Annotated in this window: 19 protein-coding genes and 1 tRNA gene; 11 read left to right on the plus strand and 9 right to left on the minus strand. The window is 60.7% G+C overall.

The window, feature by feature from the left end; translation table 11 throughout:
* Positions 1-5: 5 nt before the first annotated feature.
* Positions 6-1,274 carry an ABC transporter substrate-binding protein gene (locus ACWFVE_RS08815; protein WP_447528900.1) on the minus strand — a complete coding sequence of 423 codons (1,269 nt, stop codon included), beginning with the start codon at positions 1,272-1,274 and terminating at the stop codon, positions 6-8.
* Positions 1,275-1,371: 97 nt separating this feature from the next.
* Between ACWFVE_RS08815 and ACWFVE_RS08820 the strand changes: the two genes are divergently transcribed.
* The 3 genes from ACWFVE_RS08820 to ACWFVE_RS08830 all read left to right on the plus strand — a co-directional run bounded on the left by ACWFVE_RS08820 (position 1,372) and on the right by ACWFVE_RS08830 (position 3,659).
* Positions 1,372-3,078, plus strand: coding sequence for a potassium/proton antiporter (locus ACWFVE_RS08820; RefSeq protein ID WP_447528901.1), 1,707 nt, complete (start codon positions 1,372-1,374; stop codon positions 3,076-3,078).
* A 53-nt stretch (positions 3,079-3,131) separates the two neighbouring features.
* Positions 3,132-3,222, plus strand: a tRNA-Ser gene (locus ACWFVE_RS08825).
* A gap of 362 nt (positions 3,223-3,584) precedes the next feature.
* Complete coding sequence (locus tag ACWFVE_RS08830; protein WP_447530518.1) at positions 3,585-3,659, plus strand: YHYH domain-containing protein; 75 nt, start codon at positions 3,585-3,587, stop codon at positions 3,657-3,659.
* Positions 3,660-3,752: 93 nt separating this feature from the next.
* Here ACWFVE_RS08830 and ACWFVE_RS08835 read toward each other — a convergent pair whose 3' ends face one another.
* Positions 3,753-5,666 carry an AMP-binding protein gene (locus ACWFVE_RS08835; protein ID WP_447528902.1) on the minus strand — a complete coding sequence of 638 codons (1,914 nt, stop codon included), beginning with the start codon at positions 5,664-5,666 and terminating at the stop codon, positions 3,753-3,755.
* A 315-nt stretch (positions 5,667-5,981) separates the two neighbouring features.
* On the opposite strand from ACWFVE_RS08835, the gene ACWFVE_RS08840 reads away from it, so the two are divergent.
* Entirely contained in the window at positions 5,982-6,302 is a 321-nt protein-coding gene (locus ACWFVE_RS08840; RefSeq protein ID WP_447528903.1) for an ArsR/SmtB family transcription factor, read from the plus strand.
* Between the two features lie 18 nt (positions 6,303-6,320).
* Here ACWFVE_RS08840 and sohB read toward each other — a convergent pair whose 3' ends face one another.
* Positions 6,321-7,358: a protease SohB gene (gene sohB, locus ACWFVE_RS08845; RefSeq protein ID WP_447528904.1), complete on the minus strand. Its 1,038-nt coding sequence runs from the start codon at positions 7,356-7,358 to the stop codon at positions 6,321-6,323.
* 181 nt (positions 7,359-7,539) lie between these two features.
* Here sohB and ACWFVE_RS08850 point away from each other — a divergent pair, with 181 nt between their 5' ends.
* Positions 7,540-7,851, plus strand: a complete 312-nt coding sequence (locus ACWFVE_RS08850; protein WP_447528905.1) for an SCP2 sterol-binding domain-containing protein — start codon at positions 7,540-7,542, stop codon at positions 7,849-7,851.
* Positions 7,852-7,878: 27 nt separating this feature from the next.
* Here ACWFVE_RS08850 and nudC read toward each other — a convergent pair whose 3' ends face one another.
* From nudC to ACWFVE_RS08870, 4 genes are read right to left on the minus strand one after another with little or no spacing between them, the layout of a single operon-like run.
* Complete coding sequence (gene nudC, locus ACWFVE_RS08855; protein ID WP_447528906.1) at positions 7,879-8,658, minus strand: NAD(+) diphosphatase; 780 nt, start codon at positions 8,656-8,658, stop codon at positions 7,879-7,881.
* Positions 8,651-9,385, minus strand: a complete 735-nt coding sequence (gene dnaQ, locus ACWFVE_RS08860) for a DNA polymerase III subunit epsilon (RefSeq protein ID WP_447528907.1) — start codon at positions 9,383-9,385, stop codon at positions 8,651-8,653. Before dnaQ ends, nudC begins: the two co-directional genes overlap by 8 nt.
* Positions 9,373-9,852: a ribonuclease HI gene (rnhA, locus tag ACWFVE_RS08865; RefSeq protein ID WP_447530519.1), complete on the minus strand. Its 480-nt coding sequence runs from the start codon at positions 9,850-9,852 to the stop codon at positions 9,373-9,375. The genes dnaQ and rnhA overlap by 13 nt, the downstream gene beginning before the upstream one ends.
* Entirely contained in the window at positions 9,839-10,639 is an 801-nt protein-coding gene (locus ACWFVE_RS08870) for a class I SAM-dependent methyltransferase (protein WP_447528908.1), read from the minus strand. The genes rnhA and ACWFVE_RS08870 overlap by 14 nt, the downstream gene beginning before the upstream one ends.
* Positions 10,640-10,735: 96 nt before the next feature.
* Between ACWFVE_RS08870 and gloB the strand changes: the two genes are divergently transcribed.
* From gloB to ACWFVE_RS08900, 6 genes are read left to right on the plus strand one after another with little or no spacing between them, the layout of a single operon-like run.
* Complete coding sequence (gene gloB, locus ACWFVE_RS08875; protein ID WP_447528909.1) at positions 10,736-11,503, plus strand: hydroxyacylglutathione hydrolase; 768 nt, start codon at positions 10,736-10,738, stop codon at positions 11,501-11,503.
* 25 nt (positions 11,504-11,528) lie between these two features.
* Positions 11,529-12,755 (plus strand): transglycosylase SLT domain-containing protein, encoded by a 1,227-nt coding sequence (locus ACWFVE_RS08880; protein ID WP_447528910.1) that lies wholly within the window; start codon positions 11,529-11,531, stop codon positions 12,753-12,755.
* Positions 12,756-12,804: 49 nt separating this feature from the next.
* Positions 12,805-14,700 (plus strand): extracellular solute-binding protein, encoded by a 1,896-nt coding sequence (locus ACWFVE_RS08885; protein ID WP_447528911.1) that lies wholly within the window; start codon positions 12,805-12,807, stop codon positions 14,698-14,700.
* Between the two features lie 29 nt (positions 14,701-14,729).
* On the plus strand, positions 14,730-15,803 hold the full coding sequence (locus tag ACWFVE_RS08890) for a microcin C ABC transporter permease YejB (RefSeq protein ID WP_447528912.1): 1,074 nt from the start codon (positions 14,730-14,732) through the stop codon (positions 15,801-15,803).
* A 2-nt stretch (positions 15,804-15,805) separates the two neighbouring features.
* A complete protein-coding gene (locus ACWFVE_RS08895) occupies positions 15,806-16,891 on the plus strand; it encodes an ABC transporter permease (protein WP_447528913.1) in 1,086 nt (361 codons plus the stop codon).
* A complete protein-coding gene (locus ACWFVE_RS08900; protein WP_447528914.1) occupies positions 16,884-18,476 on the plus strand; it encodes an ABC transporter ATP-binding protein in 1,593 nt (530 codons plus the stop codon). The genes ACWFVE_RS08895 and ACWFVE_RS08900 overlap by 8 nt, the downstream gene beginning before the upstream one ends.
* 175 nt (positions 18,477-18,651) lie before the next feature.
* Here ACWFVE_RS08900 and ACWFVE_RS08905 read toward each other — a convergent pair whose 3' ends face one another.
* Entirely contained in the window at positions 18,652-19,356 is a 705-nt protein-coding gene (locus ACWFVE_RS08905; RefSeq protein ID WP_447528915.1) for a pseudouridine synthase, read from the minus strand.
* Positions 19,356-20,171 carry an amidohydrolase gene (locus ACWFVE_RS08910; RefSeq protein ID WP_447528916.1) on the minus strand — a complete coding sequence of 272 codons (816 nt, stop codon included), beginning with the start codon at positions 20,169-20,171 and terminating at the stop codon, positions 19,356-19,358. The genes ACWFVE_RS08905 and ACWFVE_RS08910 overlap by 1 nt, the downstream gene beginning before the upstream one ends.

The following is a 20,171-nucleotide window of genomic DNA, read 5'->3' on the forward strand; positions in this document are numbered from 1 at the left end:
TTGCCTTACTCCTGCAGCGTATGCGGGTCCACCGCCAGGCGGGAGACCGGTAGCGTCTCTTCGATAAGGCCACGCTGCTTTAAATACGCTTCAAAGGCCTGGTAGCGGCGCGTATTGACCGCCGAAGGACTTAGCGATAGGCGACGAAGAATCCCCTCCCAGCTCGCCTGGTTCACCGTATTGTCCAGGATGGGGTGCCGCTCGGCCAAAAGCCCCCAAGCCTCTTCAGGGTTTTCGATCATCCAGTGGGACGCCTGCTCCACGGCGGTCATAAAGCGCGCCCAGGTAGGGCCTTGCTTGGAAAGCGACTGACTATTGGCCACGATGATGACTCCTTCATGGCGGGGGATATCGAGTTCCTCGTAGCGAATGACGCGGCTTTCGATGCCCTCCGGGGCCAGCTGCTCCGGCAGCGCGTAGTAGTAGCCGTCGGCGATCACCTCGGCATCGCCATTGACCACGGCAGCCGCGGCGTCGAAATGGACGTTTTCCGGGGCGGTAAAGCCATCGGTTTGACGAAGCGACTCGGGAATCAACTGCTCGGCCACCACGGCCTCGCCTTCCTGGGTCGAGAAACCATAGTCGAGCCCGGCAAGCGAAGCGATATCATCTTCTCCGGCCCAGGAGCGCGTCACGACCACCGCATTGAGAGGCGTCTCGATCAGTGTACCCACGCGAATCAACGGCTCACCGGCGTGCACCTGAAGATGCAAAATTGGCGCCCGGGTCAAGGCCAGGTCGACTTCTTCAGTGGCCAACAGTTTGAGCGGAATCGCCGGGTCCGCCGGGCTTTGTAGCTCGACCGCCAGCCCCTGCTCTTTGAAATACTCACGCGCGTCGGCGATCAACAGCGCGGCGTGCTGAGGGCTCAAGTACCAATCCAGAATGACCGACACCTCTTTGAGCGGCGGCGGGTCGAGCGGCGGTGGCATTGAAAGCGCCGCCGAGGGTACCGGCTCTAGCGCGGCCGCCTCATGGGTCTCGTCCTTTGGTGCGGCGTCTTCGGGTACTGGCGCTTCGCTCTCTTCTCTTTCTTCGCCTGGGTCGACGACCCAAAGGGCGGGCGGTAGAAACACATCGCTCTCAAGGGTCAGCGTCTTTACTTCCGGCGCGGCGTCGCGCGCCTCTTCGTTTGCGCAAACCGCTGAAGTTAAAAATACTGTACACATCGCACTCGCCAGCAAGAAACGCCTTCGCCGGCGGATAGTCAGGTGCGCCATCACTTCACACTCCCTAGTCGTGAAGGCGGAGTGTAGCGGTTGGCCATCCGCCATGACCAGCCCCTTACTCGCCACAAGGCCCTTAAACGGCGCAGTAAAATAACGGGCGGCGTGTAATAATAGAGCGGCATTGATGTAGAGACGGAGAGACATGGAAGCACTTTATACCTTTTTTTTGATTGGCGGCATTCTCATGACGCTGAGCATTTTGGCGAGCCGGCTTTCATCGATGTTTGGTGTACCGCTTCTGTTGATCTTTCTAGGCCTTGGCATGCTGGCCGGCGAAGAAGGCGTGCTTGGCGTCGTGTTCGACGACTACACCATGGCATTTACCATCGGCCATCTTGCGCTGGCGATGATTTTGCTCGATGGCGGGCTGCGCACCCGGCTCAAGACCTTCCGGGTCGGCTTCAAACCGGCGCTCTCGCTTGCCACCGCCGGGGTGTTCATCACCAGCGCCATCGTCGGTGTCATCGCCATGTGGGTGTTCGGCCTTACCCTGATTCAGGGACTATTGGTCGGGGCGATCGTCGGTTCGACCGACGCGGCGGCGGTTTTCTCGATGCTCAGCGGGCGCGGCGTCAACCTCAACGAGCGGGTCAGCGCCACGCTGGAAATCGAGTCCGGCACCAACGACCCGATGGCGATCTTTCTGACCCTAATGCTGGTCGAGCTTTTGGTCGGCGACATAGGGGGCATCACCGACACCCTCATCTTCTTCGTCTCGCAGTTCGGTATCGGGTTGATCGTGGGTTTGGGGGGCGGCTGGCTGGCCGCCAAGCTGCTGCGCTGGCTCGACCTGGCCCCCGGGCTTTACGCCATGTTGGCACTGGCGCTCGGGTTTAGCGTATTCGGGCTGACCAGCGTGCTGGGCGGCAGCGGCTTTTTGGCGATCTACCTGGCAGGGTTGATGATCGGCAATCAGCCCGGACGCCATCTTAATTTCATTCTCCCCGTCCACGACGGCTTGGCCTGGCTTAGCCAAATCGGGCTGTTTCTGGTGCTGGGTCTTTTGGTCACCCCCAGCCAACTGGTGGAGGTCATACTGCCCGCCGGCCTGGTGGCGCTGGCACTTATCTTCATCGCCCGACCGCTGGCGGTGCTGATCACCATCAAGCCGTTCTTCCGCTTTCGCTGGCGCGAGGTTTTCTTTATCGCCTGGGTCGGCCTTCGCGGCGCCGTACCTATCGTGCTGGCGATCTTCCCGGTGATCGGCGGGGTCGAGAACGCCTCGCTCTACTTCAACGTCGCCTTCGCGGTGGTTTTGATGTCGCTGCTGATTCAGGGGGGCTCGCTCACCCTGGTCGCCCGCTGGCTCAAAATCGAGGTCCCCGCCGGCACCACGCCCAACCGGCGCGGGCCACTGGGCATTCTGCCGGAGAACGACTTCGAAATGTTCGTTTACGTGGTCGAGAACCAGGACCTCGAAGACGTCCAGATCCGCCTGCTGCGCTTTCCTTCCGGTGCGCTGATCTCGGCGTTGTTTCGTAATCACGTCATGCTTCATCCCAAGGGCAATACACGCCTGAAGCTCAACGATGTGATCTGCGTCATCGGCCGTTCGGAAGATCTCGTCTCACTGAACCGGCTGTTCAACGGCGACGCCAAGCTCAAGCAGGAACGCGCGTTCTTCGGTACCTTCATTTTGGAAGGTGGCGCCTACATGCAGGACATCGCCCAAGCCTACGGCCTCACCCTGAGCCCCGGCGAGCAGGAGATGAGCCTGGCCGAGTTCATCTCGCTGCGCGTAGGCGGCCACCCGGTGGTCGGCGACGATGTGGACTGGCACGGCATTCACTGGGTCGTCAGCGAAATGCAGGGCGGCAACATCACCCGCGTCGGTCTTCGTCTCTACTAATTTGACCAAAGGCGTTGACTTCCAAGGGAAAGGTGGTAATATACGCACCCATCGGAGGGATGGCAGAGCGGTTGAATGCACCGGTCTTGAAAACCGGCATAGGTTAATAGCCTATCCAGGGTTCGAATCCCTGTCCCTCCGCCACTACATAAAAAAGGCCTCAGCTAACTAGCTGGGGCCTTTTTTTATTGCATGTTCTTAAAGAACAGCTACCAATCAAGATAGAAAGCGGCGGGCATCCCAGTTTCTTTAAGAAGCATTCGTACTGGCCGGGAAATTTCCACACGCTGCTTTAAGCTTTCCTTTTCCATCCAAGTCAGGCGCAAGTTTTCAGCTAAAGTCATCATTCCCAGACACGAACGGTGCTAATCTCTGAAAGTCGGCAACGGGCTGACAAAGATGAGGAATCAAGAGTGAAAAAAGCCTTGGCAGCACTAATGATGGCCGGGATGTTATTGAGTGTCGGCAGCGTATCTGCAGCAACCACCACTATCAGTGCCGATGTAATGGAGCATAGCGGGCGTACGGATAGCAAAGGGTGCCACCGCGACACCAAAGCAGGCACGCGACATTGCCATTAGGCACCTAACGAAAGTTTGGCTTTTCATTAACGGGAGTTCCATGAGCTCCTGTTAATGCTTATCTTTTTGACACATCGATCAATCAACCAAAACCTACTTCAGCGACCCAGTCTGCTCAGCACTACCCACGCTTTTATCAAGCATGGCCGTATGAACATCCTCCAGACTCGTCGGATCATCGATGGTCGAGGGAACGGTGAAGGGTTTGCCGTCGGCCATGGTGCGCATGAGTTTGCGAAGGATCTTGCCCGAGCGTGTTTTGGGCAGCCGGTTGACGATGAGTACCTGCTTGAACGAGGCCACGGGGCCGATGGCGTCACGCACTCGCTGAATGAGCTCGGCCTCCAGTGCTACCTCATCGCCGTTGAAGCCATCCTTGGGAATGACCAGGCCGATCGGCAGCTGGCCTTTTAGCTCGTCGTGGATCCCAATGACCGCGCACTCGGCGACCGCCGGGTGGCCGCCCAGCAATCCTTCCATTTCACCGGTCGAAAGCCGGTGGCCCGCTACGTTGATGACATCGTCGGTGCGCCCAATGATGAAAAGATAACCATCTTCATCCTGGTAGCCGCCGTCGCCGGTCAGGTAGTAGCCGGGAAACGCTGCCATGTAGGCGCTGTGAAAGCGCTGCGGGTCTTGCCAAATGCCGGTCAAACAGCCCGGCGGAAGCGGCTGTTTGATGACCACGCTTCCCTCCTGCATCGGCGCAGCAGAAGCGCCTTCACGGTCGATGATCTCGACATTGAAGCCGGGCACCGGGAACGTGGCGGAACCCGCCTTGCAAGGAGCCAGCTCGATTCCCGCCAGGTTCGCGGCAATGGGCCAGCCGGTTTCGGTTTGCCACCAGTGGTCGATGACCGGCACCTGGAGGATGTCGTTGAGCCAGTGAAAGGTGGGTGGGTCGAGGCGCTCGCCGGCCACGAACACGTACTCGAGGCTATCGAGCGTATAACGGCTTAGCGCGAGCGCCTCCGGGTCCTCTTTTTTGATGGCGCGAAAGGCAGTGGGCGCGGTGAAAAAGGTTTTAACGCGGTACTCGTCGATTATGCGCCAAAAACTGCCTCCATCCGGCGTTTTCACCGGTTTGCCCTCGTAAAGCACGCTGGTACACCCGCGCAGAAGCGGTGCGTACACGATATAAGAGTGGCCCACTACCCAGCCTACGTCCGAGGCGGTAAAGCACACCTCCCCCGGGGCCAGGTCGTATATGGCGTCCATGGAGTAGGCAAGCGCCACGGCGTAGCCGCCGGTGTCGCGTACCACGCCCTTGGGCTTACCGGTGGTGCCCGAGGTATACAGGATATAAAGCGGATGCGTCGCACCGACGGGCACGCACTGGGTAAAGGCGCCACCCTCCTCGATCGCCTGCCAGTCGTACTCGCCCTGGCCCAACTCGGCGCGTAGCGCTTCGCGCTGAAACAGGATCAGCGCATCGGGCTTGAAGCGGCTTTGGGCAAGGGCACGGTCAACGATGGGCTTATAGGGCAGTACGCTCTCGACCTCGACACCACAGGAGGCGGCGATCACCACTTTGGGCTCGGCGTCCTCGATGCGAAGCGCCAGCTCGTGGGAAGCGAACCCACCGAAAACGACCGAGTGAATGGCCCCCAGTCGCGCACAGGCCAACATCGCGATGACCGCCTCGGGGACCATGGGCATATAGATCACCACCCGATCGCCTTTGGCCACTCCCAAACGTTCCAGCCCGCCGGCAAAGTGCGCAACGCGGTCGCGAAGCGTGCGGTAGGTCAGCGTCTGTTTGGTGGCGGTCACCGGCGAATCCCAGTAAATCGCAGGCTGCTCGCCGCGGCCTTCATCCACATGATGATCGAGGGCGGCGTGGCAGATATTGAGCGTGCCATCCTCGAACCAGCGGGCGTGACGCTGCTCATCGAAAGAGAGAATGGTGTCCGGGAAGTGGTGCCAGGGCACGCGCCTGGCCTGTTCGGCCCAGAACGTCTCGGGGGATTGTACGGAGGACGCGTAGGTGGTGAGGTAACGGCGCATGGTGGCTTCTCATTATTATGTCGACGAACGAGGCTATGGGGCACTTTAACCAGAAAAACCGGCCGGAACCGTTACACTATGGGCTAATACCCAACCGCTACGCATTTAACCAGCGTTATGGTCGGCGCCCGGCGCCGCCCTTACCATTGACTCATCGTTAAACGACCGCTTGGACAAGCTTCGCTAAATTAACCAATATTGATCAACAATATTTCAACGTTAGACCGTTTCAGCCATTAAAAAACCACGACTGCCGCGATTGAATGATCGAACAACTATAAAAAAGCTACCTATCGTTTCGGCAAGGAGAAAACCATGTCTACTTCCCCAAGCGCCGCGTCTCGATTACTCGAACATGAAGGTCATGCATTGGAAGCAGGTACGCTATTACTCAAAGCGCTCGCTAACGAGAAACGCCTGCAAATACTTTGTCTGCTAACCGAAAAAGAGCTATCGGTCACCCAGATCAATCAGCAGCTGGTCTTAAGCCAGTCCGCGCTTTCGCAACACCTGGCCATTCTGCGTCGCGATAACCTGGTGCAAACCCGGCGGTCGTCGCAAACCATTTTTTACTCGCTTAAAAGCGAAAGCGCCAAGGCTGTCCTGTCCGCCCTGGCGCTTCATTACGCGGCCTGAGGCCGCCTCTCGCGTCAATTACCGACGGTGCCAGCCAGTCGCTTCGATAGCGCCCAGCGCTTTGGTCACTGCCTGCTCCACCCCAGATGATACCGCCACACCCACGCGCCGCCCGATGGTTTTGGGCGGCTCGAGTTTGACGCTAAATACATCCCCCTGGGCCATACGTTCGACCAGATACGCTTCACTGGTGCCTACGCTGTCCACCAGGTGCTGCTCGAGCGCTTGGCTGCCGTACCAGATTTCGCCGGTGGCGAGACGCTCGATATCCATACCGGGGCGATGGCGACCCACGTACTCCTTGAAGAGCTTATGCGTGTTTTCCAGGTCGTCGATGAACTTGGCCCGGCCCTCTTCGGTGTTTTCACCCAGCACGGTCAATGTACGCTTGTAACGCCCGGCGGTGAGCATCTCGACATCGATATCGTTACGCTTTAGAAGGCGATGGATATTGGGCACCTGGGCGACGACCCCGATCGAGCCGATGACCGCGAAAGGCGCGGCTTTGATGTGATTCGCGGTACACGCCATCATGTAGCCACCGCTGGCGGCGACCTTGTCGATACACACCGTGGTCAAAAGGCCGGCCTCGCGCAGCCGGTCGAGCTGTGCCGAGGCCAGCCCGTAGGCATGTACCAGCCCGCCGCCGGACTCCAGGCGTACCACCACCTCATCGTTGGCGCTTGCCACCTCGATGACCGCGGAAACCTCTTGCGCGAACTGTTCCGTACGCGACGCCTTGATATCGCCATTGAAGTCGAGCACCCATACCCGCGCGGCCTGCCCCTCGGCCTTTTTAGCGGACTTCTGGCGCTCTTTCTCTTCACGGCGAAGGTGTTTAACGAGCTTTTTACGCGCGCCCTGGGCGGTCGCGCTAACCTTGAGACGCCGGTTGCGCGCGCGGCGCTGCTCGTTTAATGACTCTACGTGCAGCGTCATACGGTGCTCGCCGCCGCGTTTACTACGCAAAAGTATAAAGCCGGCCACCATTAGCAGCAGGGTTAAAATAACGCTCTGCACAAGGAAAGTGCCTATTTCAGTCATCCACTCACTCAACTGCGCTCTCCTTCGATGCTGAATCCCCGAACCCGACCACCGTCGAGTGAAGATCAGGGAATCGCTTGCTTGATAAAATCCAATGCTTTAAATAGGCTCTTCGCGAGCTTATGGTTGACTCGCATCTTATCGCGCTCACGTAGCGTTTGCCTTTAAATAAACTCTTCATAGGAAACACTCGATGTCCTCTACCACTTTTGAAAAGCTTGAGTCCCGCTTCGACCCGGAAGCGGCCCGGGGAATGGATGAAGTCTTTCAGTTCCATTTCTCCGACGAGCAGAGCCATTATCTGCACGTGCAAGACGGCACCCTGGGCGTTCACGAGGGTGAGCACGACGACCCCTCCGTCACGATTTCCACCAGCACCGATACGCTGCGCGGCATCATGAACGGCGAAGTCAACGGTATGACCGCTTTCATGACCGGCAAGCTCAAGGCGACCGGTAACGTCATGCTGGCCACCAAATTGACCAGCCTTTTCCCCGGTAAATAAGCGCATTAAGCAAGCGCGCTTTGGCCTCTAGCGGAATTTGGCCAGGTGCGTCTCGATCAGCTCCCGAGAGATAGAGTAGGCCGGCGGCAGCACCGGCGGCTTGCGGGGTGAAAACCAGGCCGCATCGCTGATTTCGACGCCATCGATGTGAATCCGCCGGGTGGTCGCCTCGGCAAAGTAGCCAAGCATCAGCGAATGCGGAAACGGCCACGCCTGGCTCTTGTGGTAGCGAAGATTGTCGATATGCACGCCCACCTCCTCGAACACCTCACGGTGCACCGCCTCCTCGGCGGACTCTCCCGGCTCGATAAACCCGGCCAGCGTCGAGTAGCGCCCGGGAGGAAAGCGCGGGCTACGCGCCAGCAGCATCGCTTCGCCCCGAGTGACCAGGGTAATGATGCAGGGCGAGATACGCGGATAGTTGCGGTGCCCACAAGCATCGCAATGCATAGCGAACTCGGCACCCAGTTGGGTAGCCTCGGCGCCGCAGCGCCCGCAAAAGCGGTGATTCTCAAGCCAGGCACTGACCTGTAGCGCCGTCGAAAGCAGGCTGAACCAGCTTTCGGGCAAATGCTCGAGCCAGTGACGCCCCTCCACCCAGTGCGCCTCGGGCGCAGCTTCGATCGAGAGCGCCACCGGCTCGTCCTGCCAATAGCAAAGCGGCTGCATGGCCGGTGTCCAGGGCTGAAAAGGCTGCAGCGGCGTTGGCGCACCCTCGGGAGTGTTCACGCCCGGCGCGAGCCGCCCGCGGGCGATACGCACGACCCGCCCCGCCGCCTCGTTTTTGGGAATTTCCCTTTTAAGCATCGTGAGCGGCGCCCTCCAACCAGCGCAGATCATGCGCCTGACACTTGGCGGTGTGCGCCGCTTCTTCATCGTCGCTTGGCTGGATCACCCGAAGCTGGCCCGGCGTCAGGGTCAACCGCTGGACCGAAAGACCTTCGCTTGCCTCGCTTTTCTCCTCGCGCTCGCTGGAACTCTCCGCATCGAGGGTCAGCGCGGTCTGGCCGCCGGTCATCGCCAGGTAGACATCGGCCAGAATCTCGGCGTCCAGCAAGGCGCCGTGAAGCACCCGGTGGCCGTTGTCGATATCGTAGCGCTTGCAAAGCGCATCCAGGCTGTTGCGCTGGCCCGGGTGCATCTGGCGCGCCATGGTTAGCGTATCCAGCACACGGCAGTGCTCGCTCACCGGGCCCAGCGGTTTTTGACGGCGCTTATTGGCCAGGTTCAGCTCGTGGTCGATAAAGCCCACATCGAAAGGCGCGTTATGGATGACCAGCTCCGCGCCCACAATAAAATCCCAGAACGCGTCGGCGATGTCGGCAAAGACCGGCTCGTTGGCGACTTTCGCGTCGTCGATACCGTGAACGGCGACGACCTCGGCATCGATATGCCGTTCCGGGTTGATGTACTGATGGTAGGTCCGCCCGGTAAAGCGCCGGTTGATCATCTCGACGGCACCGATTTCAACCATGCGGTGCCCATCCCGGGTTTCGATGCCCGTCGTCTCCGTATCGAGAATTATTTGGCGCATGGCGTGCTCCTTTGGTGATCATCGATGGCTTCGTTGGCCAGGGCATCGGCTTTTTCATTGCCAGGGTGGCCACTGTGCCCTTTGACCCAGTGCCACTCGACCGTGTGGCGCCTGGTTTCCTCGTGCAGGGTTTTCCAAAGTTCGGCGTTTTTGACCGGCTGTTTGGCTGCAGTTTTCCACCCGCACTTGACCCAGTTATGGATCCACTGGGTAATGCCCTGGCGCACGTATTGGGAGTCGGTCCAAAGCTCGACGGCACAGGCGGTATTCAGCGCGCGCAGCGCCATGATAGCGGCCATCAGCTCCATACGGTTGTTGGTGGTTTGCGCTTCAAACCCTTTGAGGGTTTTCTCGTGTGGCCCGCTTGCGAGCACTGCCCCCCAGCCCCCGGGGCCTGGATTTCCTCGGCAGGCGCCGTCGGTGTAGACCACGACCCGGGGCTGACTGTCTTGCTCACTCACGCTGATTTTCCTTTGCAATACGGGATGACGATTTGGCCGGTTCTTCTAAATACGCCCGGTTGCGCGAGGCCCCCAACGGCATAGATGACGCCTTGGCAGGTAGCTTGAACTTGACCCGCTCGATGGGGGCGCCGCGCTCGCGCCGACACGCCTGGATCATGTAGCTTTGCCCAAGTGGCAGGTTGTGGCGCCGCCCCCAAGCTTCCCAGCGCTCGCCGCAAGGGGCGTTGATACGACCACGAAAACAGCAGTAGTCTACGCGCTTCACCTCGAAGTCGACAAACGCCAGCCAATCGCGCAGGCGGTTGACGCTATGCCAGTCACCACTGAAGGGAAACGCCGCATCCCCACCGTGGCGGCGTTTTAAAAGCCCGCTCATGCTGAGCGGGTTAAAACCGAATAGCACCAGCACGCCATGGTCGTTAGTGACCCGGGCCGCCTCCTTAAGGGTAAAGTGGGGGTCAGGCAACTGCTCGAGCCAATGGTGGATGACCACGGTGTCCAGACAGCGGTCGGGCAGCGAAAGGCTGTCCGGCGGGCAGACCAGGGTCGCGGGGGATTCGGCAAGGGCCAGGGTAGGCGCCCAGCGGATACGATGGGGAATACGGGATAGCGACATCAGCGAGCGCCCCATGCTCATCTCCAGGCAGTGCTGGCCATGGCGATTTTCTACCACAGGGCCGAGGCAAGCACGCTGCACATCCCAAAGCGAACGCCCGGCCGGGGTTTCCCAATAGACTTGGCTTTGGGTCAGCCGTTTGGCAAGCTCGGGGGCCATCGAGGAATTTGACATGAAATGCGCTTGCCTCCACAGTAGCGACTTTTTCACGGCGGTGCGTGTATTCTTGCACACGCAGTCGTGTAATTTGAACGTTAAAGGATCTCGCCCATGATGAGCGTGACACCGATTCCTGCCCTTAGCGACAACTATATTTGGTTGCTGCGCCAGGATACTAGCCAAAACGTTTGCGTGGTGGACCCCGGTGAAGCAGCCCCGGTCATCGAGCTTTTGGAGCGCGAAGGCCTTAACCTGGCCACCATTTTGATTACGCATCATCATCACGACCACACCGGCGGGGTGAAAGAGCTCAAAAGGCGCTACGCCTGCCACGTGATCGGCCCTTCAGGCTCGTCCATCGAAAGCCTCGATGAGACGGTGGGCCACGGCGACGAGCTGCGCGTGATGGGCCGGCTTTTCGAAGTCATCGCGACCCCCGGTCACACCCTGGACCACATCAGCTACTTCGCGGCGGGCATTCCGGCACTGCTGTTTTGCGGTGACACGCTCTTTTGTGCCGGCTGCGGGCGACTTTTCGAAGGCGAGCCGGAGCAGATGTTGGCCTCACTCGACGCACTGGCAAAGCTTCCCGAAGATACGCTGGTGTTTGCCGGTCATGAGTACACCCAAGCCAACCTGATGTTTGCGCGGCAAGCCGACCCGGTCAATGACGCGATCCCCCAGGTACTGGAGGAGTGCGAGAAAGCACGTGCGATGGACCGCCCCACCCTGCCCAGCAATATCGGGCGCGAGTTGACCATCAATCCCTATTTACGCGTGGCCACCGACAGCGTGCGCCAAGCCGCAGGGGCCCAAGGCCCAAATGGTGACGACCTCGCAACGTTTACGACGTTGCGCGAGTGGAAAAACCGTTTCTAAAGCCTTTACCCAGAAAAGACGCTCTATGACTTATCGCACCATTCGCCAGCGCTTTTTACTAAGCGCTGGCAGCACCGTTATTATGGGCCTTTTAATGGCCACGGCGGCCAACTCCGAAGCCTCCGCCAATCGTTCTGGTGTCTTTACCTCTGCACCCGCGCCCAACACACTGCCAGCGTCCGGGGGCCAGCAAGCATCCGCGTCAAAGCTCGACGCCTACCACGCCCACTTCTGGGATTCCCTGGCCCTTGAGCCCCAAAGCGTATGGAAAACACTACGCGACGCGTTTCAGTGGCAGGATAAAGCGCTTGCCCCCGATGCCCAGGCTAGAGTCGATCAGTGGATCGAGTACTACCGCGCCCGGCCGGAAAACATCGTCGAAATCACGCGCCGCGCCACCCCCTGGCTTGCCTGGATCACCGAACAGGTCAGCGCGCGCGATCTACCCGGCGAAATCGCGCTAATCCCTTTCGTGGAGAGCTCCTTCGACCCTAGCGCCAAAAGCCATATGGGCGCGGCGGGGCTTTGGCAATTCATGCCGCGTACCGGCGACGCGCTGGGGCTTGTGCGCAACAGCCGCTACGATGGCCGGCTTGACGTTCTTACCTCGACCCAGGCCGCCCTCGACTACCTGGAGTCCCAGGCAGAGCAGTGGTACGCAGGCGACATGATGCTTTCACTGGCCGCCTATAACGCCGGCGCCGGTACGGTCAACAAGGCGGTGCGCCGGGCCCAGGGCCAGGGGCTCGAAGGCAGCTACTGGGATCTCAGCTTGCCCTCGGAAACCCTGCAGTACGTGCCCAAGCTCAAGGCCATTTCGGCTATCATTCAGGATCCGGAATTTTACGGCGTCGAGCTGCCCGAGATTCATGCCTCACCCGCTTTTGCCAAGGTGCAGCTCGCCCAGCCGCTCAGCCTATCCCAGGCTTCGACACTTCTGGATGTCAGTCAGCAGCGCCTGGCCGAGCTCAATCCCGGCCTACTCGCCGCCCAGGCGGGGCCGCAAAGTGCGCAAACGCTGCTGGTGCCGGAATCGGCGGACAGTGAGCTCATCGCCGAGCTTTCTCAAAATGGTTCGAGCATGCTCGCCTCGACCCAGACCCCAGCGGTTCATCGCGTTGAAAGTGGTGATAGCCTATCCGCTATCGCCGCGCGCTATAATGTCGACCAAAGCGACCTGATACGCTGGAATTCCCTCGAGCGGCCGAATGCCCTGGAGACCGGCCAGCTGCTGGCGCTCTCTGCGCGGTAGAGGGCGTCGTTTTTCGGTCACGGTTCAACGCGACAACAGGACGTCCTCGATGCGAAGCGGTGTGCGATGTGTCAAAGCTCTTTGCGCCCTACTGCTAATGGCGGCCAGCGCTGCGCCTTTGGCGGCGCTGGCCGATGATAAAAGCGCCGCGATGGCGCTTTCCGAGCCGCCCTCGAGTGCCCCGGTCGAAACCGTTCACGCGCTGTCGCTCTACGACACCCCGGCGCTCGATGAAGGCTTCGCTTACTTCCCCCATGTAAACCCTCAGGCGCCCAAGGGCGGTAGCATCATTCATACCGCCGTCGGCTCGAGCTTCGATTCGACCAACCCCTTCATTATTCGCGGCACCCCCGCCACCGGGGTGAGCACGAAGATTTACGACACGCTGATGGTGACCAACCCCAATGAGCCGTTCAGCCTCTACGGGCTATTGGCCGAAGGCGTACGCCTGGACCCGGACCGGGCGTGGATCGAGTTCGACCTTCGCCCGGAGGCACGCTTTCAAGACGGCGAACCCGTGACCGCCTACGACGTGGTGTTTTCCTTTGATTTGCTACGCGAAGAGGGCAACCCGTTTTTCGCCAGCTACTACGCCGGTGTCTCCCAGGTCATCGCCCAAAGCGAGCACCAGGTGCGTTTCGAGTTCAGCGACACCACCTCGCGAGAACTGCCGTTGATCGTTGCGCAACTACCGATTCTACCGCGCCACTACTGGGAGCCGCGGGATTTTACTGCGCCGACACTGACCGCTCACCCGGGCTCCGGGCCCTACCGCATCGGCGAGGTGGACCCGGGCCGGCGGATCGTCTTCGAGCGCGACGAAAACTACTGGGGCAAGGACCTGCCGGTCAATATCGGGCGTTACAACATCGAGCGGATCGTTTACGACTACTACCGCGACCGGGATATCGCCTGGGAGGCATTCAAGGCGGGGCTCGTCGATTTTCGCGAAGACGCGCGCGCCGCTACCTGGGCGATCGGCTACGACTTTCCCGCCTTCCGCGAAGGGTTGATCGAGCGCATTACCGTACCCGACGTCAACCCGGCGCTCATGCAGGCGTTCGTCTTCAACTTGAATAAAGAGAAGTTTCAGGACCCACGGGTGCGCGAGGCGCTAAGCCTCACCTTCGACTTTGCCTGGCTCAACACCAATATTTTTTACGATAACTACCAGCGTACCGAAAGCTACTTCCAGAACTCGGAAATGGAAGCCGTAGGCCCGCCTTCCGAGGCCGAGCTTGCGCTTTTGGAACCGCACCGTGAAGAGTTGCTCGCCTCGCATCGCTCGGAGCGTCTGTTCACCGAATCGCTCCCTATGGAGCAGCCCACGGCGCTGCGTGAGCGCCTGCGCCGTGCCCTTGGGCTCTTGCAAGAGGCCGGTTACGAAATCGAAGACGGCGAGCTGGTTCACGGCGAAACCGGCCAGCCGCTTCGCCTCGAGGTATTGATGTACGACGCGGCGCTCGAACGCGTGGTACAGCCGATGCTTAGAAACATGGCGCGCCTGGGCGTCGACACTTCCATGCGCATCGTCGATATCAACCAGTACCTGAACCGAGTGCGCAACTTCGATTACGATATCGTGACCACCCACTACCCCCAGTCGAACAACCCCGGCAACGAGCAGCGCGACTTCTTCACCAGCGCCGCCGCCGAGGCGCCTCAAAGTCGTAACCGTATGGGGCTTGCCCACCCGGCAGTCGACGATCTGGTCGAGCACATCATTAGCGCCGAGGACCGGGAAGAGCTCGATGTGGCCACCCGGGCGCTGGACCGTGTGCTGCGCTGGGGATTTTACGCCATACCCCACTACCACTCTGGCGAAACCCGCATCGCCGTGTGGGACAAGTTTGGCTACCCGGAGCCGTTCCCCGCTTACGCCATGGACCTCGACGCCTGGTGGGTGGACCCCGACCGGGAAGCCAGCCTTGAAAGGCGCCGTTAGGGCTTTTTCGATCACCCCAGGAGCGCACCGTGGCCCGCTACACTCTACGCCGACTACTTTTGATGATTCCCACCCTGCTGGGGATCATGCTACTCAACTTCATGATCGTTCAGGCCGCCCCCGGCGGGCCCATCGACCAGATGCTAGCGCGCTTCGAAGGCGCCGACGCCATGGCCAGCACGCGCCTGGACATGGGCGGCGCCGACGTCCAGGTCAATGACGACTCGCGAGGCGCCCGCGGTATCGACCCGCGCTTCATCGAGCAACTCGAGCAGCAGTTCGGCTTCGACAAGCCGGCTCACGAGCGCTTTCTTACCATGATGACGGACTACCTTCGTCTTGATTTTGGCACCAGCTTCTTTCGCGACCGCCCTGTCATCGACCTGATGGCCGAGCGCCTGCCGGTCTCGATTTCACTGGGCCTTTGGGCGACGCTGCTGGTTTATCTGGTGTCGATTCCGCTGGGCATTCGCAAGGCGTTGCATCACGGCTCCCGCTTCGATGTATGGAGCTCGGGGCTGGTGATCGTCGGCTACGCGATCCCGGGCTTTCTGTTCGCTATCGTGCTGATCGTGATCTTTGCCGGGGGCAGCTACCTGGACTGGTTTCCGCTCAGGGGTCTCACCTCGCCCAACTTCGATGACCTCTCCCTCTGGGGCAAGGTGAAAGATTATTTCTGGCATATCACCCTGCCCGTCGCCGCCGCGGCCATCGGCAGCTTCGCCACACTCACCATGCTGACCAAAAACAGTTTTTTGGACGAGATTCACAAGCAGTACGTGCTCACCGCCCGCGCCAAGGGTGCGGACGAGCGCCGTATTCTCTATGGCCACGTGTTTCGCAACGCCATGCTGATCATCATTGCCGGGCTGCCATCAGCGGTGATCGGTATCTTCTTTACCGGCGCGCTGCTGATCGAGGTGATTTTCTCCCTCGATGGGCTGGGTCTTTTGGGTTTCGAAGCAGTCATGCAGCGCGACTACCCGGTGATTTTCGGCACGCTTTTTCTGTACACCGTCATCGGGCTGATCCTCAAGCTGGTCTCTGATTTAACCTACATGTGGGTCGACCCCCGCATCGACTTCGCCACGAGGGAGGTGTAACGATGGCCACGCCCTCCTCCCCGCGCTCTTCCCGGCTGTCCCCCATTACCCGGCGCCGCATCGCGGCGTTCAAGGCCAACCGCCGCGCCCGGCTGTCGCTTTGGGTGTTCGGCGTGCTGTTCATTTTGAGCCTGGCCGCCGAGCTGGTCGCCAACGACAAGCCGCTGGTGCTGAAATATGAAGGCCAGTGGTATGCGCCGCTTTTGGTGGACTACCCGGAAACCGAATTCGGCGGCTTTCTGCCCACGCGCACCGACTACCTCGACCCATTCATTCAAGGGCAAATCCAGGCAAACGGCTGGGCGCTATGGCCCATGATCCCGTTCTCTTACCAAACCCTGGATATGCAGATGACCCGGCCGTCTCCAGCGCCGCCGGATAGCCGCCATTGGCTGGGCACCGACGACCAGGGGCGCGACGTACTGGCGCGGGTCATCTACGGCTTTCGCCTCTCTGTCGCCTTTGCGCTGGTGCTGACCACCGGCTCGATCGTCATGGGGGTGCTGGCCGGCGGCGTACAAGGCTATTTCGGCGGCAAGGTCGACTTGATTGGCCAGCGCCTCACCGAGATATGGTCCGGGCTTCCGGTGCTGTTCTTGCTGATCATTCTTGCCAGTTTCGTGCAGCCGGGTTTTTGGTGGCTGTTGGGCATCATGCTGCTTTTCTCCTGGTTGGGACTGGTCGATATCGTACGCGCCGAGTTTCTGCGCGCGCGTAACCTGGAGTACGTGCGCGCAGCGAAAGCCATGGGGCTGCCTTCCAGGTTGATCATGTGGCGCCACGTATTGCCCAACGCCATGGTCGCCACCCTCACCTTCATCCCGTTTCTGTTTACCGGCGCCATCGGCACGCTCACCGCGCTCGATTTTCTCGGCTTTGGCCTGCCCCCGGGCGCGCCGTCGCTTGGCGAACTGGCCGCCCAGGGCAAGAACAATCTGCACGCTCCCTGGCTGGGCATCACCGCGTTCATGACGCTGGCGGTCATGCTTTCGCTGCTCGTGTTCATCGGCGAGGGGCTGCGCGACGCCTTCGACCCCCGCCACGTAAGCCATAGCGCCACGCCCGCATCGGGAGCTCAACATGCCTGACCCGCTTTTTCGCCTCGAAAACTTCACCGTGGCCTTCGATGGTCAGCCGGTGGTGGACGGCCTCTCGCTTAGCGTCGACCGGGGCGAGACGCTGGCGATCGTGGGTGAATCCGGCTCGGGTAAGTCGGTGTCGGCGCTGGGCGCGCTTGGCCTGCTGCCCGCAAACGCCAGAGTGAGCGGCGGGCGCTGGCTGGAAGCAACGGATTTGGCAAAGCAAGGCCCGCGCCAGTGGAACGCCATCCGCGGCAACCGCATCGGCTTCGTGTTCCAGGAGCCCATGACCTCACTAAACCCGCTGCACCGCATCGGCAAACAGCTTGGCGAAACCCTGCGCCTGCACCAGGGCCTTCGGGGCCAGGCTGCCCGGCGCCGCGCGAAGGCGCTTCTCGAACAGGTCAAGCTACCCCGGGCCGAAGAGCTTTTGGACGTTTGGCCGCATCAGCTCTCCGGCGGGCAGCGCCAGCGGGTGATGATCGCCATGGCGATCGCCAACAACCCGGCGCTATTGATTGCCGACGAGCCGACCACCGCGCTGGATGTCACCGTACAGCAGGAGATCCTCGCCCTACTAAAGGCGCTGCGCGACGAATACGGTATGGGGATGCTGTTCATTAGCCACGACCTGAACCTGGTACGCCGCTTCGCTGACCGAGTTTGCGTGATGAAGGATGGGCGCATCCAGGAGACCGGCACGGTGGCCAACGTATTTGAGCGCCCGCAAAGCGATTACACAAGGGCGCTGATCGACGCCGAACCCGCTGGCCGGCCGGCGGCCATCGCCAACACGACGCCGCTTTTAAGCGCGCGCCAGCTCAAGGTAAGCTTCGCCCGCCCCGCCACCGGGCTTTTCCAGCGCAAACGGCCCGATTTTGAAGCGGTAAAGGCGACTGATCTGAGCATCGCGCCCGGCGAGACGCTGGGCATCGTGGGCGAGTCGGGCTCGGGCAAGACGACCCTCGCCTCGGCCATCCTGCGCCTGATGCCAAGCCAGGGCGAGATCGCACTGGGCGACACCCGGCTCGACACCCTGAGCGGCAACGCCTTGCGGCGCCAGCGCCGCCGGCTGCAAATGGTGTTTCAGGACCCTTACGGGGCGCTGTCACCGCGCATGCCGGTGTTCGATATCGTCAGCGAAGGGCTGCGCTTTCATCACCCCGAGCTTAGCCAGGCAGAGGTCACCGCTCGTGTTCACCAAACCCTCGAGGAGGTAGGCCTGCCCGAGAGCTGCGCGGCCCGCTACCCCCACGAGTTCTCCGGTGGCCAGCGCCAGCGTATCGCGGTGGCCCGAGCCATCATCCTCGAGCCCGAGCTTTTAGTGCTCGACGAGCCCACCTCGGCGCTCGACCGTACGGTACAAAAGCAGTTGATCACTCTTCTGCGCGAGCTACAGGCCAGGCGCCAGCTAAGCTATCTGTTTATCAGCCACGACCTGGCCGTGGTACGTGCCATGGCCCACCGCGTCATGGTGCTCAAGGAGGGCGAGGTAGTCGAACAAGGCCCCTGCCTCGAGGTGCTCGCCGCGCCACGCCACCCCTACACCCAAGCGCTGATCGAGGCCGCCAAACTCACTCATTTTACTGAATAACTCTCTCGCCGTTTGCTTAACGAATAGCACCAAGCCCTAAATTTAAGCCTTAAAATAAGATAACGGTATAAAATAGTTATCTCTGGAACAGTTTGAGGCGCGAGTACGCTCGTTTATAAAAGCCGGCTATAAAAAAAGCGCCCTTCAAGGGCGCTTGCTGGGGCATCGTAACGGCCTAGAACCTGGCGGCTTCTTCGGCGGTGAGTTCGCGCCACTCACCAGGGCCCAGGTCCTCGGGGAGCTCGATAGGGCCAATGGCGTGACGGTGAAGCGACACCACCCGGTTGCCAAGCGCGCCGAACATGCGTTTTACCTGATGGTAACGCCCTTCGGTCATGGTCAGCTTCGCCTGGGTGGGGCTCAGTAACTCCAGCGTGGCCGGCGCGGTGGGTGTTTCGTCGTCGTCCAGCAGAATACCCTCGGCGATTTTCTCCACGGCGCGCTCGGCGGCGGCGCCCTCCAACGGGTCGGCCAGTTCGGCGATGTACACCTTCGCGCAGCGGTGCTTGGGCGAGGTTACCCGGTGCGACCACTGGCCGTCATCGGTCAGCAGCAAAAGCCCGGTAGTGTCTACGTCCAGGCGCCCGACCGGCTGCAGACGCTCGGCCTTGGGCAGCTCGATCAGATCGACCACACGGGGGTAGAGCCCACGCCGGGCCGTACACTCGACATCGGTCGGCTTATGCAGCATTACGTAGCGAAGCCCCACCAAAGCGAGCTTTTCGCCGTTTAACAGCACCTCGTCCTCGTGGGTGTCGAGCTGGGTCGATGCCTGCTTGACCGGCGAGCCGTTCAAGGTGACCTCGCCGTTTTTAAGCGCGCGTTTGGCCAGACTGCGGGTAAGCGAGCTGGTTTCACTGAGAAAACGGTCAAGGCGCATTACTGGCCTACTCCTGGTAAAAGTTCGAAACGGTCGGCGTCCTGCCAGGCGGGAAATTTTTCACGAAACCCGTCGAGCTCCGCTTTGTCGAGGGTTCCGGTTTCGATGAAGGGCGCGTCCTTGGGCCAGTCGATGAGCGGCTCACCCTTGTAATCGACTAGCATCGAGTCGCCGCTGTAGGCCATGCCCTTGGCGTCTTCGCCCACCCGGTTCACGCCCATCACGTAAGCCAGGTTCTCGACGGCACGGGCCTGAAGCAGCGTGCGCCAAGGCTTTCGACGCGGGGCGGGCCAATTGGCCACGCATAAAAGCGCATCGTACTCGAAGTGCTCGCCCTCGCGGGGCTGCTGGCGCGACCACACCGGAAAGCGCAAGTCGTAACAAACGCTCAAAAGGATTTTGAAACCCTTGAGCTCGACGATCTTACGAGACGGGCCCATGGCGTAGCGCTCGTGCTCACCGGCCATGCGAAAAAGATGACGCTTATCGTAGTGGTGAACCACGCCCTCGGGGGTCGCCCAAATCATGCGGTTGTAGTACTCCCCCTGATAAACGACCGCCACGCTCCCCGTCACGACACAGCCCCGGGTGCTGGCCTGTGCTTTTAGCCAGGCCACACTTTGGCTCTGCTCCATGGGCTGAGCCATTTCGCGGGAGTTCATGGTGAAGCCGGTGGCGAACATTTCCGGCAGGACAATGAGGTCGGTGTCGCGGCTATCAAGCTCCCCCAGCAGCTCTTCCAGATGGGCATGGTTGGCCGCCGGGTCCTCCCAGCGCAGATCGCACTGCACCAGGCTCGTTCTTAGCTCGGTCAT

It is taken from the genome of Vreelandella mediterranea, assembly GCF_970647075.1.

What these genes read in the sequence shown, in the direction of transcription:
- nudC (WP_447528906.1), bottom strand. Translation starts at nt 8,658, where the DNA reads ATGCTTAAAAGGGAAATTCCCAAAAACGAGGCGGCGGGGCGGGTCGTG.
- ACWFVE_RS08840 (WP_447528903.1), top strand. Translation starts at nt 5,982, where the DNA reads ATGTCTACTTCCCCAAGCGCCGCGTCTCGATTACTCGAACATGAAGGT.
- ACWFVE_RS08850 (WP_447528905.1), top strand. Translation starts at nt 7,540, where the DNA reads ATGTCCTCTACCACTTTTGAAAAGCTTGAGTCCCGCTTCGACCCGGAA.
- gloB (WP_447528909.1), top strand. Translation starts at nt 10,736, where the DNA reads ATGATGAGCGTGACACCGATTCCTGCCCTTAGCGACAACTATATTTGG.
- ACWFVE_RS08820 (WP_447528901.1), top strand. Translation starts at nt 1,372, where the DNA reads ATGGAAGCACTTTATACCTTTTTTTTGATTGGCGGCATTCTCATGACG.
- ACWFVE_RS08880 (WP_447528910.1), top strand. Translation starts at nt 11,529, where the DNA reads ATGACTTATCGCACCATTCGCCAGCGCTTTTTACTAAGCGCTGGCAGC.
- ACWFVE_RS08815 (WP_447528900.1), bottom strand. Translation starts at nt 1,274, where the DNA reads ATGGCGGATGGCCAACCGCTACACTCCGCCTTCACGACTAGGGAGTGT.
- ACWFVE_RS08905 (WP_447528915.1), bottom strand. Translation starts at nt 19,356, where the DNA reads ATGCGCCTTGACCGTTTTCTCAGTGAAACCAGCTCGCTTACCCGCAGT.
- ACWFVE_RS08910 (WP_447528916.1), bottom strand. Translation starts at nt 20,171, where the DNA reads ATGACCGAGCTAAGAACGAGCCTGGTGCAGTGCGATCTGCGCTGGGAG.
- ACWFVE_RS08835 (WP_447528902.1), bottom strand. Translation starts at nt 5,666, where the DNA reads ATGCGCCGTTACCTCACCACCTACGCGTCCTCCGTACAATCCCCCGAG.
- ACWFVE_RS08900 (WP_447528914.1), top strand. Translation starts at nt 16,884, where the DNA reads ATGCCTGACCCGCTTTTTCGCCTCGAAAACTTCACCGTGGCCTTCGAT.
- ACWFVE_RS08885 (WP_447528911.1), top strand. Translation starts at nt 12,805, where the DNA reads ATGCGAAGCGGTGTGCGATGTGTCAAAGCTCTTTGCGCCCTACTGCTA.
- ACWFVE_RS08870 (WP_447528908.1), bottom strand. Translation starts at nt 10,639, where the DNA reads ATGTCAAATTCCTCGATGGCCCCCGAGCTTGCCAAACGGCTGACCCAA.
- ACWFVE_RS08895 (WP_447528913.1), top strand. Translation starts at nt 15,806, where the DNA reads ATGGCCACGCCCTCCTCCCCGCGCTCTTCCCGGCTGTCCCCCATTACC.
- dnaQ (WP_447528907.1), bottom strand. Translation starts at nt 9,385, where the DNA reads ATGCGCCAAATAATTCTCGATACGGAGACGACGGGCATCGAAACCCGG.